This is a genomic window from Paenibacillus sp. RC21 (assembly GCF_044907935.1).
Classification (GTDB): Bacteria; Bacillota; Bacilli; order Paenibacillales; family Paenibacillaceae; genus Paenibacillus; species Paenibacillus terrae_A.
Map to the genome: position 1 here is coordinate 890,773 of NZ_JBIYCS010000002.1, position 12,623 is coordinate 903,395.

12 protein-coding genes are annotated in these 12,623 nt (G+C 47.0%); 1 reads left to right on the forward strand and 11 read right to left on the reverse strand.

What is annotated here, in order from left to right:
- Nucleotides 1-58 precede the first annotated feature (58 nt).
- The 11 genes from ABIA61_RS09325 to ABIA61_RS09375 form a co-directional block, all read right to left on the reverse strand.
- Nucleotides 59-1,651: an ABC transporter substrate-binding protein gene (locus ABIA61_RS09325; RefSeq protein ID WP_283652705.1), complete on the reverse strand. Its 1,593-nt coding sequence runs from the start codon at nucleotides 1,649-1,651 to the stop codon at nucleotides 59-61.
- A gap of 35 nt (nucleotides 1,652-1,686) precedes the next feature.
- Nucleotides 1,687-2,595, reverse strand: a complete 909-nt coding sequence (locus ABIA61_RS09330) for an ABC transporter permease (RefSeq protein ID WP_283652706.1) — start codon at nucleotides 2,593-2,595, stop codon at nucleotides 1,687-1,689.
- Between the two features lie 35 nt (nucleotides 2,596-2,630).
- Nucleotides 2,631-3,641, reverse strand: a complete 1,011-nt coding sequence (locus ABIA61_RS09335) for an ABC transporter permease (RefSeq protein ID WP_283652707.1) — start codon at nucleotides 3,639-3,641, stop codon at nucleotides 2,631-2,633.
- Nucleotides 3,642-3,962: 321 nt separating this feature from the next.
- On the reverse strand, nucleotides 3,963-4,505 hold the full coding sequence (locus ABIA61_RS09340; RefSeq protein ID WP_404521194.1) for a carboxymuconolactone decarboxylase family protein: 543 nt from the start codon (nucleotides 4,503-4,505) through the stop codon (nucleotides 3,963-3,965).
- Between the two features lie 22 nt (nucleotides 4,506-4,527).
- Nucleotides 4,528-5,313 (reverse strand): ABC transporter ATP-binding protein, encoded by a 786-nt coding sequence (locus ABIA61_RS09345; RefSeq protein ID WP_404580622.1) that lies wholly within the window; start codon nucleotides 5,311-5,313, stop codon nucleotides 4,528-4,530.
- 31 nt (nucleotides 5,314-5,344) lie between these two features.
- The gene (locus ABIA61_RS09350) at nucleotides 5,345-6,163 is read right to left on the reverse strand and encodes an ABC transporter ATP-binding protein (protein ID WP_404521192.1); all 819 of its coding nucleotides are present in this window, start codon (nucleotides 6,161-6,163) and stop codon (nucleotides 5,345-5,347) included.
- Entirely contained in the window at nucleotides 6,150-7,166 is a 1,017-nt protein-coding gene (locus tag ABIA61_RS09355; RefSeq protein WP_404521190.1) for a hypothetical protein, read from the reverse strand. Before ABIA61_RS09355 ends, ABIA61_RS09350 begins: the two co-directional genes overlap by 14 nt.
- Nucleotides 7,167-7,187: 21 nt before the next feature.
- Nucleotides 7,188-8,024 (reverse strand): ABC transporter permease, encoded by an 837-nt coding sequence (locus ABIA61_RS09360; RefSeq protein ID WP_283652712.1) that lies wholly within the window; start codon nucleotides 8,022-8,024, stop codon nucleotides 7,188-7,190.
- A 17-nt stretch (nucleotides 8,025-8,041) separates the two neighbouring features.
- Nucleotides 8,042-8,959 (reverse strand): ABC transporter permease, encoded by a 918-nt coding sequence (locus ABIA61_RS09365; RefSeq protein WP_283652713.1) that lies wholly within the window; start codon nucleotides 8,957-8,959, stop codon nucleotides 8,042-8,044.
- A gap of 49 nt (nucleotides 8,960-9,008) precedes the next feature.
- Entirely contained in the window at nucleotides 9,009-10,538 is a 1,530-nt protein-coding gene (locus ABIA61_RS09370; RefSeq protein WP_283652714.1) for an ABC transporter substrate-binding protein, read from the reverse strand.
- 25 nt (nucleotides 10,539-10,563) lie between these two features.
- Entirely contained in the window at nucleotides 10,564-11,547 is a 984-nt protein-coding gene (locus ABIA61_RS09375) for a M14 family metallopeptidase (RefSeq protein WP_404521184.1), read from the reverse strand.
- 385 nt (nucleotides 11,548-11,932) lie between these two features.
- Between ABIA61_RS09375 and ABIA61_RS09380 the strand changes: the two genes are divergently transcribed.
- Nucleotides 11,933-12,502: a TerD family protein gene (locus ABIA61_RS09380; protein ID WP_404521182.1), complete on the forward strand. Its 570-nt coding sequence runs from the start codon at nucleotides 11,933-11,935 to the stop codon at nucleotides 12,500-12,502.
- Nucleotides 12,503-12,623: the final 121 nt, after the last annotated feature.

Consider the following 12,623-nt stretch of genomic DNA (forward strand, 5'->3'; position numbering starts at 1 on the left):
ATACTTCAGGTGTAAAATGATAGCCTTCGGCTGTAGGCATCAGGGTAAGATGAGCAACTTACTCTTTATTCAATGAGTAGAATCGGATCACTTCATCCGGGTAGTAAACATATCCAGTGACGTCTTTGCCCATGCCAACAACCCGATTGTATTCATACAGGTACGCCCAAGGCGAATCTTGATTGATAAGTTCTTGTGCTTTGCCATACAGTTCTTTTCGTTTATTTTCATCTTGCTCTTTGCCTGCTTGCTCCCACAGCTTATCCACTTCTGGATTAGCGTAATGGATATAGTTCGAGGAACCACTGCTGTACATCAGGAATCCAAGATGGTAACCCGGGTCATTGACGAAGGAGGTCCATTTGGAGATGTATGCTGTCAGGTTGCCTTCTCGTTGTTGTTCAAGGAACTGTGCACGGGCAACGTTGACAACGTTCATTTTCACGCCGATTTTGGCAAGTTCAGCTTGAATCAACACGGCGTCATCCGCCCAGTCCTGGAAGCCCGAACCCAGTGTCAGGTCGAAATTAAACCCATTAGGGTAACCCGCTTCGGTAAGCAGCTGTTTCGCTTTGTTCAGATCATGCTTATAGCTGTAGCCCGCATCGGTGTAGCCCGGTGTGTTGCTCGCTACGGAACTCTTCATTTGCTTCGCTTGACCATACATGACATCGTCGATTAATTGGTCGTAAGGAATGGCATAAGAGATCGCTTGACGTACTTTTGGATCATTAAAAGGTTTTACTTTGTTGTTCATGGCGAAATACAGAATCCGGTTACTTGCGTTGGATTGAACCTTCAGATCAGCGTTGGTTTCAAGCTTCGCAACGTCCTTTGCAGGAATTTCAATCGCCATATCGACATCGCCTTTATCCAGCAGGAGTACACGGTTGGAGGCTTCCTTGGTAAACTTCATCGTTACTTTACTCAGATTTGGCGCACCTTGCCAGTAGCTGGCATTGGCATTAAAGACGGCTTCTGTCGCAGGGTCCCATTTTTCAAGCTTGAACGGACCGGAGCCTGCCGCATGTGTTTTCAAATACTCGCCATCGCCCTTCTCTTTGACAAGCACGTCATCCACGATAGAAAAGTTATACAAAGACAGAATTTGCAGGAACATATGATTAGGCTGGGACAATGTAATGACAACGGTGTGCTCATCCGGCGCTGTAGCGGTTTTGATAGAGCTCATACCATAAAGGAAGCTACCGGAATCGGAATTTTTAAGCCGCTCCAAGGAATACAGCACAGAACTGGCGGTCAGCGGGTTGCCGCTTTGGAATTTAACGTCTTTACGCAGATGCATTGTATAGGTCATGTTATCAGCGGAAACATCCCATTTCTCAGCCAGCATGGGCTTGATTGCTTCCGTGTCTGCGACTTCACCACTGTCCGTAGATTTTTTGCCGTAGGTCACAAGCTGATCATAGAGCGCAAGCACAAGGGTGTCCGATGTAAGATCACTTGCTTCAGCAGGGTCCATGGTCGACCCTCCCTCCGAGTAGGCAAGCGTAATCGCCTTTGGCGGGGCTGAAGCTTCTGCACCCTTCTCGCCGGATGAAGCGGACGGGCTGTTGGCATTGCTTGCGCAGCCTGCCGTCCAAAGCAACGTAGACAAGACGACAATTAGAGAAAGACCTTTTTTCAACATAGCTTACGTTCTCCCCTTTGGTGATCTATTTATTTTTATTTGCTAGAGCGCAGTCTGGGATCAAGCACATCCCGCAAACCGTCTCCAAGCAAATTGAAACCCAAAATAGCTGTCGCAATTCCAAGACCCGGGAAGGTCACAATCCACCACTCACCGGAAATGATATATGCCCGCCCTTCTGAAATCATCGCGCCCCACTCGGCAATCGGGGGTTTGACGCCAAGACCGAGGAAGCTGAGACTGGCAGAGGTCAGGATGGCAAAGCCCATCCCCAGCGTTGCATTCACAAGCAGTGGAGCAAGCGCATTGGGTAGAATGTGGCGAAACAGGATCGTTCCGTTCGTTACACCAATGGCCCGGCTGGCCTCAACAAACTCCTTTTCCCGCAGAGAAATGGTTTGTCCGTGAATCAGTCTGGCGAATTCGGGTATGCCTACAATCCCCACGGCGATAAGTGCGCTCATCAGTCCTGGTCCCATGGCCGCAGCGATCGCCATAGCCAGTACCAGCGATGGGAAAGCAAGCAGAATATCCATGCAGCGCATAATAATGCTGCCCATTCGACCGCCGTAGAAGCCAGCGATGGCTCCAAGCGGTACGCCGATGATAAATGAGATCGACACGGCGATCATCCCGGTCCATATGCTGATTCTCGCTCCATAAATAACACGGCTGAGAATGTCACGTCCGTAATTATCGGTCCCAAACCAGTGTTCTGCACTTGGCGGCAACAGCTTGTTAGCCGGGTCGGTTACGTAAGGATCATGTGGTACGATCCATGATGAGAGGATCGCGATCAGCGTCCATCCCACAATAAAGATGAATCCGATTAAAGCGAGCTTGTTGCTAAACAACAATCGCCAAAAGGTCTTTCTTTTCGGTATAGCGGCTGCATTGGGCTGAGGTACAGCCGCTTTTGCTACCAAATCACTTGCAGTGCTCATCCGAGTACCTCCCCTTACTTTTTTGCTTCGTGTCATTATTCGTACCGGATACGCGGATCAATTAATCCGTAAACCAGGTCGACTCCAAGGTTGATAAAGCTGTAAATCAACGCACTCACTAAGGTAAAAGCTTGAATGGGCGCGTAATCAGCGGCCAAAATGGAATCCGTCACATAACTGCCGACTCCCGGCCAGGTAAAAATGGTTTCCGTTATAACCGCCCCACCAATCAGATAGCCGACCTGCAAGCCAAGTACGGTAAGTGTCGGAATAAAAGCGTTAATCAGAGCGTGCTTGTAAATGACTACTCCCTCACGCAGACCTTTGGCTCTGGCCGTTCGGACAAAATCCTGCCCGATGACTTCCAACATGCTGGAACGCATCATCCGTGCCACAATCGCCATCGTACCTGTGCTGAGGCAGATTGCTGGCAGGACTAAATGGGATAAACTGCTTTTTAAAGCTACAAAATCACCAGTCATCAAACTATCGATTACATAAAGTCCCGTAATGTTTGTTGGTGGATTGATGTCACCGCTGATTCGGCCCATTGGCGCAGGAGCAATGCCCCATTTGGCATAAAAAATATAAATGAACAACAGTCCAATCCAGAAGATCGGCATACATGCACCGATCAAAGAAAACACACGTGAAATGTGGTCAACAATGGATTCTTTTCGGGTTGCGGCCAAAATCCCAATCGGGATTGCCACCAGGATCGCAATAACCAAGCTTGCCAGCGCCAGCTCGATGGTTGCCGGAAACCGGGTAGCAAAATCACTCGCCACTGATTGCCCGGTGTGATAAGCCTGACCCAGATCACCTTGAAACAATCCAACTACATAATGAAAAAATTGAATGTACTTCGGTTGATCCAGTCCCATGCTACTGCGAATATTTTCAATTGTCTCAGGTGTAGCCTGTTCCCCCGCAAGCATCACGGCAGGATCACCCGGAAGCACTCTCGAGATAATGAATGTAATGACGATAATACCAAGCAGTGCCGGAATCATCTGTATTAATCTGCGTAGTGTGTAAACGGCCACAGCCTGCCCCCCCTTGTTCTTATTCCCTTGTTTTCTTTTTTGTCATCTTTTTTATCATCACTTGTTATTTTGATTAATTGTACTAAGGAACAGGAGAAGGAACCACGTCCTGAATAACTAAAAAAAATGACGAATTTTGTCGTTCACGCACTAAAGTTACATCATATGTAACTTTAATATTTGAATTCAGCAAAATAATGTCATATAACTAACGTCACTACAGTATAGCGATACTGTGTTACCAGATTACTGTGTGTATAATGCAAAAAGATCCTTTGTCCAACAGGACAAAGGATCTTTTTGAAATATTCATTTATTTGGTTACGACTTGGTCGGGAGAATATTTTTGTCAAATTCAACTTCAAATAAATACTCATCTAGGTCCACTTTCATCGCTTCGTTAAAAATATTGGAAGCGATCATTTTGCACCCGACTGTTGTAATCAGCACAATTTCCTCATTGGAAAAATGACGCTTCAAATCTTCATAAATCCGGTCTTCGATATGGTTGGGATTATTAACCAAACCTCTGCCATAATCGATCAATATTTTTTCAATCTCTGTAAATTCAAATTGTTCAAAAGTAAGATTCAAATCTCTAAGCAGCTTGGCATGATAGGTGGAACAAACCAGGCAGTCATTTTCCGTGGAAATGGCATAGCAGTAAAAGTAAATGGCCCGGCTTCCGATAATTTTTTGCAATTCGTTTCGAACTGGGTAAAATTCCATCGCACGAAAGGACGGCATCGAATACAGTAAAGTCTTCACCATATTGGTGATTCTTCCGTTCTTGGATCTTTCCTCATAAAAGTCTTTGGCTTCCGGGGACATATCCTCCACCTGCAGTAAAGGTACAATGCTCATAGGTAACTCCTCCTTCAAAATATTAATTAAAATACGGGATTTGTATTTGCGGAATAGCGTTGATCAAAGACTGTGTATAAGCATGCTCGGGACGGTTGAAAATCTCGTCTGTCGCCCCAAACTCCACGACCTCCCCCTGCTTCATCACCATGACCCGATTGGAAATGCTATAAATAACCTCCAGCCCGTGCGCGATGAACAGATAAGAAATGCCCCATTTCTGCTGCAAGTCTTTTAACAGCTCCAAAATTTGAGATTGAATTGTCATATCCAGGGCAGAGGTCGGCTCATCACAGACTATAATCGTTGGCTCAGCCGCCAGCGCACGGGCAATACCGACACGCTGGCACTGTCCCCCGGACAATTCCTTGGGATAACGCTCCCTGTACGCATTTGGTAATCCGACATCATTCAACAGATCATCAATACGGGTGTTTATCTCCTGCTTCGTGAGACTAAAATATAATTTTAACGGCTCAGCCAAAATATCCTTAATTTGCAATCTCGGATTCAGGGAAGAAACCGGGTCCTGAAAAATATACTGAATATTCCGTTTCGTAGCCTTGGAACGGGTCCTCGTTCCGCTTAGACGCTCGCCATCCAGAGAGATATCGCCTGATGTCACAGGAATCATGCCTGCAATCATTTTGGCTACAGTCGTTTTCCCACTGCCCGACTCCCCAACAATGCCCAGTGTTTCCCCTTTCATCAAGGAAAATGAAACATCCTTTACCGCAGCAAAATCGGTATTGCTTTTCGTTCTGTAGCTTTTATTCAAATGCGCAACCTCTAAAATCGGCCGACTCATGACTCCACTCCCCTTCCTTCTGTAACAGTCTTTACAACACGTCTTTAAAATAAATTCGCGGCATACTGTTCAACAGTTGTTTGGTATAGGGATGCTTGGGATCAGAGAAAATGTCTGTCTTGGTTCCTTCCTCCACCAATTCTCCCTGCTTCATTACGATGACCCTGTCCGCCATCTCATAGACAACGCCCAAATCATGCGTAATGAACAATATGGTCATGGCATACTGCTCCTTCAGCCTGCGGATCAGCTTCAAAATATGAGCCTGAACGGTCACGTCCAAAGCCGTTGTCGGCTCGTCCGCCAGCAATAACTGCGGCTTGGAGGACAGGGCCATCGCAATCATAACCCGCTGTCTCATCCCGCCGGACAGTTGAAACGGATACTGATTTACCACTTCATCCACGTTACGGATTTCCACCTGCCGCAGCAGCTCTTTGGCCTGCTCCAGCGCAGCTTTTTTGCCCATTTTAGTGGATGCGTGTAAACGGATGACATCAACCATCTGCGTTCCAATGGTATAAACAGGATTCAATGCGCTCAGCGCGTCCTGAAACACCATCGCCATCTGCTTCCCGCGGATTTTAACCATTTCCTTCTCGCTCAGCTTCAACAAATCTTGTCCGTTAAACAGGATTTGACCGCCTGAATACGTCACGGTAGGTATCGGCAGCAACTGCATAATTGCTTTGGCCGTTACACTTTTACCGCTGCCGGACTCGCCTACCAGACAAACCATTTCTCCCTCATAGATGTCAAAGGACAAGCTGGAAAAAACGGAGGTCACTTGTTGATTTTTTTCAAAATCAATTTGTAAATTTTTTACTTCAACGATTTTATTTCCCGCCATGGTGTATCTCCTTGAACAAAGGGAATGTCGGCAAGGCAGAAGGTTCCTGCGCTTGCAGCTGCTTCAATACGGCCTGAGCCAGAGCCAGATCGAATATGGACAAGCCAAATCCGTTGAACATCAGCTTTTGTCCGGCATTTTGCCTGAGCGCCGCCTTTTTCAACAAAATATGTTCCAGCAGCGTTACTTTACGCTCCAGCCCATCATCCTCTCTGGCCAACCGGAAAAGCGACTGACTGCTCGTCATGACCCCTCCGCGAAAGTCATCACAGATAATTTCATCGAATTGTGCAACCGCCGGGGAATCAATATCCCGCATCCCAATGTGCAAATATAAATGTCCATTAACAAAATGGTCGGAATGCAAATAAGGGGTGGCCGCAGAAGTGGCGCCAATGATGATCTGGGCAAAATCCAAACAGCCGGGCAGCTCCTTATGCACACGGCCGGTTATATTCAAGCTTTGGAGCAAATCCGCCACATCCCGGTTCATTCGATCCGCATGTGCAGCATTCCGGCTCCATATGTGTACTTCTTTCAAATGAGGCAAAAAGGGTAGTACACCCTTCAACTGATGATTCGCCTGAAACCCCGAACCGCAGATAAGCAGAGACGTTGCCATGGGGTCGGCCAAGTATTTGATGGCTGTCGCCGACACCGCTGCCGTCCTTAATCCGCTGACCAGCTCGCCTTCCAGCAAAGCTTCAGGTACGCCTGTCTGCAAATCATTCAATATAATAAGCGGATGCGTGTAAGGCTGGTTGCCAGAAGCTTTAGGAACATGCGAGGTCCATTTGATGCCTGCCACACCTTCCTCTTTTAAATAAGCCGGCAAGGAATAAAAGGCTCCTGCTTCGAGACTGTCCGGAATCATGGCAATTTCCTGCGCACCCGCCGCATTGCCAGCAGCCTTTTGTATAAAGGTGCGCTCAATGATGTGCTGTGCCGCCCTTGCATCGGTAATACCGCTTTGTACAATCTGTTCGCGGGAAATGATAACCATATCCAATCCCTCCCTCCAGCTTTAAATTTCGGCCTTGTCTCTCAACCAGTCACTGAATAAATTGATAGTCAAGATTACGAAAGCAATGACGATACCCGGCAGTGTAGAAAGCCACCATGCGGAGCTGATATAATTTTTGCCATCATTAATCATGCCTCCCCATGTCGGGGTTGACACATCTACACCCAGGCCCAGAAAGCTGAGCGATGCCGCCAACAAGATCATATGGGACATCTGGAGCGCGGCCTGCGTAACAATTGTAAATAAGGTGTTGGGAAAAATATGTCTGCGCATCACCGTAAAGTCGGAGACTCCCATCGCCTTCGCCGCCTCGACATACTCCAGTTCCTTGAGCGACAGCACCTGACTTCGGACCACCCTCGCAAAAGTAACCCATCCCGTAATAGAAAGGACAATAACGATATTCGTCAAGCCTGACCCGAGAACCGCAACCATAACAATTGCCATTAGCATACTTGGAATGGACATTTGAATATCAGCAAGCCGCATCATGAGAGCATCCACTTTGCCGCCGTAATACCCTGAAATAATGCCAATGACACTGCCCAATATACCAGCGATAAAAACAGCAAGAAAACTCATCCATAAGGAGAGTCTTCCTCCATAAAAGAGACGACTGAGTACATCCCTGCCCAACTGGTCAGTCCCCAGCAGGCTGATCCCCGATTGCGAGCTAAAATGACTAAACGGCGGGATCAGGATGTCTTGCAATGACTGTTTATAGGGATCAAATGGGGCAAAAAAAGGAGCAAAGATCGATAATGCAAAAATAAAACAAAGTGACGTTATGCTGGCTACTCCCTTAACGTTCCCCCGAAGCAGAGATTTTCTCTTCATTGTGTTTCCTCTCTTCGTTATTGCACTTTAATTCTCGGATCAATCCAGAGATATATTAAATCGGTTATAAAATTGATCAGGATATAAATGATACTGACAACCAGGATACTGGCTTGCACCAGCGGAAAGTCCCGGTTGCTGACTCCCTGTATAATAAGCTGTCCCACACCCGGCCAGGAAAAGATCGTTTCGGTCACAACCGCTCCTGCGATCATCACACCGAACTCCAGGCTTATGACGGTTACAACCGGCAGGAAGGCATTTTTCAGCCCCCGCCGGAGTATCCGTTGCCGCTTGGAAAATCCCTGCGCCTGACTGGTGGTCATATAACTTTGATTCATAACCTCGATCAAAGAGGCTCGCATCGTCCGGGCAATCGGAGCAATGGGATAAGCCGCCAGCGTAACTGCTGGCAAAATTAGCGATGCCAGCCCCCGGTTGCCCGAGGTCGGCAGCAAATGCAGATTGACCGCAAAGATCATGATCAATACAATACCGATCCAGAATACGGGCAAGGACTGGGTGAGAAAAATCCATATGCTGATCACATAATCAATGAAGCTGTTCTTTTTGTAGGCAGATATGATTCCTGCTGCCAATCCGACAACGATCGCAATCACAATCGCCGAAACGGCCAGATCAACCGTCGCAGGCATTCGCTCCAGTACAAGCTTCAAGGCCGAATCCTTATAATATAAGGAGTTCCCCAAATCGCCGGTTACCAGATTTTTAATATAGTCCACATACTGCATCCATAACGGCTGATTGAATCCCAGGCTCTCCCGCAGCGCGGCTACCTGCTCCTCGCCGGCCTCCGGCGGCAGCATCAGACGAGCAGGATCACCAGATAGACGAATAATGAAAAATACGATGGTAGCCGCACCCAGCACAGCCAGCAGCGATTGTAAAAAGCGCCTAAACACATAACGTTTCAATCAAAACACACTCCCATTCAAGCTCCCATATGTTCTGACAAAACATATTTTACTTGTTGTTGGCCGTGATGGTCGATACCGGCATAGAGCCGTCCACACGTCCATTCCAGTTCAAACGGTCGGATACGCCATAATATTGGTTCTCCTGGTACAGGAAAATTCTCGGCGCATCTTCCAGTACTTCCTGTTCAATTTCCTTATACAGAGCCTTGCGGCGGTTTTCATCCGTTACCGATCTGGCTTCATCCAGCTTGGCATCCACACTCGGATTGGCATAGGTGGAGTAAGACTCCCCGGAACGCAGAATAGCATAGATCGCGGCATCGGCATCCAGCGTGTTCGTGCTGCTCCAGCCCAATACGTACATATCAGATTGCTTACCGGATGGAATCAGCGTGCGATAAACCGAGCTTTCCACGTTATTTACCTTGACATTCACACCAACAGCCTTCAATTGCTCGGCAATCACCTGGGCCACATCCGTATTTTTGATGTACCAGTTTACCGTATCCAGCGTTATAGAGAACCCTTTAGGATAGCCCGCCTCAGCCAACAGCTGTTTGGCCTTCTCCGGATTATATTCATAAGCATCAAACTCGCCGGCGTATCCGAAATCTTTTGGCCCAATCAGGCTGTTCGTTTCGACAGCCGCATCCTTCAATACATTTTTCACGATGGATTTTACATCAATAGCATAGTTCAGTGCCTGTCTGACCTTTTTATTGTTAAAAGGAGCCTTATCCGTTTTCAAGCCCACATACACGGTATTGCCTGCTCTTTCCACCGTGGACAGCTTGGCTGTGGAGGAAGAAGTCACCTTGTCCCGATCCTCAGGCGAAACTGCGGTAATAATGTCCACCTCGCCATTCAGCAGGGCGCTTACCCGTGTGGAAGCTTCCGGAATCGAACGGAACGTCACCTTTTTCACCGCAGGCTCGCCGCCCCAGTAATTTTTGTTGGCTTCCAGCTCGACGCTGCTGCCTTTATCCCATTTCACAAATTGGTAAGGCCCGGTGCCAACCGGTTTTTGAGCAAATTGCTCCTGTCCGGCTTCTTCTGCATACTTCGGAGGAACCATTTCAGTCGGATAGCGGTTAAAGCGGGTCGGAACTAACGGGTCCGCTTTTTTCGTAATGACATGAACAGTATATTCGTCCACCACTTTAACTTCTTTAATTGTCGAAATGTAACTTGCGGTCGGAGCGTTATTTTTGGGATTCAGCACCCGGTCGATCGTATATTTTACGACGTCCGCATTAAACGGCTCGCCATTGGTAAACGTAACGCCTTTGCGCAGCTTGAACTCCCAGGTCGTGTCGTTCACTTGACTCCAGCTTGTAGCCAGACCGGGAACCAATTGCTCCTTGTCATCCCGTTTTACCAAAGTGTCAAAAATATTATCTACAACTTGCGCATTTTCCGTCAGAAAGCCGGGATCAAGCCCGTTAATGTCAAACGCTCTCCCGATGGTAATTTCCAACTTCCCATCCTGTGCAGGTTGTGTCGTACTGGTCGTAGAACAGCCTGCAACGATGATGGATAACAGGGTCAAAATAACTAGCAGCTTGGACTTTTTCATGATGTATAACCCCCAAAATAAATTTCTATTCAATAATCCCCAGCATGACGGCATAATCGTGTTGATGAACGACCGATGCCGTATGAATGGACAGGATAACAGCGTGATCTACGGGACAAATAATCCGGTGCGTTTCGTATTCAGGGAAAGACAGGACTTCGATCAGCGGATCGCCAAGCTTGACCTCGTCACCTGCCGACGCCCTGAATCTCTGTAAACCGGAAGCTTCAAACCTTAATTCTTCAATTTTGGTAACACGGTGCGCGTCGCCCTTCCCCACAACCGAAGCGGGCGTACCCGCCAGTATGTGCAGTTCAGCGAGAATAGCATACAGAGACTGTTGGTTTGCGGCAACCCCTTCCTCTGTCCAATGCGAACCGCCTCCGCTTTCCAGCAGCACAGCAGGAATTCCATATTTACAAACCTCATTGATCAGCATCCCCTTGGCCCGGGATTCACACGTATAGATAGCCGTCAGATTCACAGCCTTTAACGCTGCCAAAGCGGCTTCATAGGCCAAAGTCTGATCGCTGGCCACCATAGCAAACGGGCATACGTCCAGATATTTGCCTCCCCCGTGCAGATCAATGAAGAAATGGGCCGAAGACGTGATCTTCTGAGCAAGCCATTCTCCGTAACGATAGGAATACGTGTCTGTCCGTTCCTGCTGAAACACCCGGTTCAAATTAACGCCGTCCAGCGGACTTTCATTGGTTCCGGCCTGAAAAGCGCTCGGGTTGGTAATCGGACAAACGATAATATTCCCCTTCAAACAGTTCACATCAAGATGCTCTATTAGATGAATGCAAGCTACGATTCCATCGTATTCATCTCCATGCAGAGCAGCCTGAATCCATACTGTTGGGCCTTCTTCATAACCTTTAATCAGAAAAAAAATGGCGGGAACATCCTGGTAGGTATCGTCAATTTTTGCAACTGATTTTCTGGGCTGACTGGAGAGGGCTTCCTCAATCGAGGCATATTTCAAAACATGTGCTGGCTGAAACATAAGCGACGACTCCTTGATTCTACCAAAAGGTGGATATTCACTCATATCATAGTATTCTGCTTTGTTTAATTGTTTTTACGATTCTAGCAGTCTTTTGTCGATTTTGTCAATGTAATAAACTTACTTTTTCACTGTAAATATACCTTCATGAATCTACCTGCAAAAAACGTAAGCCATATAAAAAGTAAGGTATGACACTAATACTATATCCAAGGGTAGAATATGAACCAAAAAGTGGACAAAAAAGAAATACTTGTTATCGTAATACATGACAAAAAGCCCGGAGCGGCAGCATACGTCTGAAGCGGTTTCTTTTAGGCTATTTTGCGATAATTGTGCTACAATTTCAGGGTAGGACCAAATATTGCTAGCGGGAGGAACCGTTTTGGGTATTAATCTAGTTAAAGGGCAGAAGGTAGACCTGACAAAGAACAATCCGCACTTATCCGTGCTTAATGTAGGGCTTGGTTGGGACCCTATGAAGGGTAGAACGATGGATATTGATGCGTCAGCCCTTCTTCTCAATGAGAACGGCAAGCTGGATAAAAGGGGAAATTTAGTGTATTTCGGCAATAAAAACAGTCCTTGTGGAGCCGTCGTACATAGTGGTGACAACTTGACAGGACATGGTGACGGCGATGATGAAGTCATTACGGTGTCCCTCCACCAACTACCTCAGGATGTGCACAAGGTCGTATTTATTGTGAATATCTTCCGTTTTTTTAGTTTTGGCCGTAGTAAGGATTTCAGTATGGTAGACAACGCTTATATTCGAATGGTCGATACGACCCATGCAGAAGAGATTCTCCGGTTCAATTTGACGGACGACTATAAGGGAATGTGCAGTATACGTGTAGGTGAGGTATACCGCTATGGAAGTGAGTGGAAATTCGGGGCCCTTGGGGAAGGAAGTACAATTACCTCCCTGAAGGATCTTACCAAGATGTACGAGTAAACATCAGACCTTTTGTTCCTGAAAATCTCCAGCCTTTCCCATCACTATCGTTGAAAAAATAATGACAAAGAGCCCGCGTGGATTATACAGTGATGAATAGGAACATTAAGACTTTTTAACT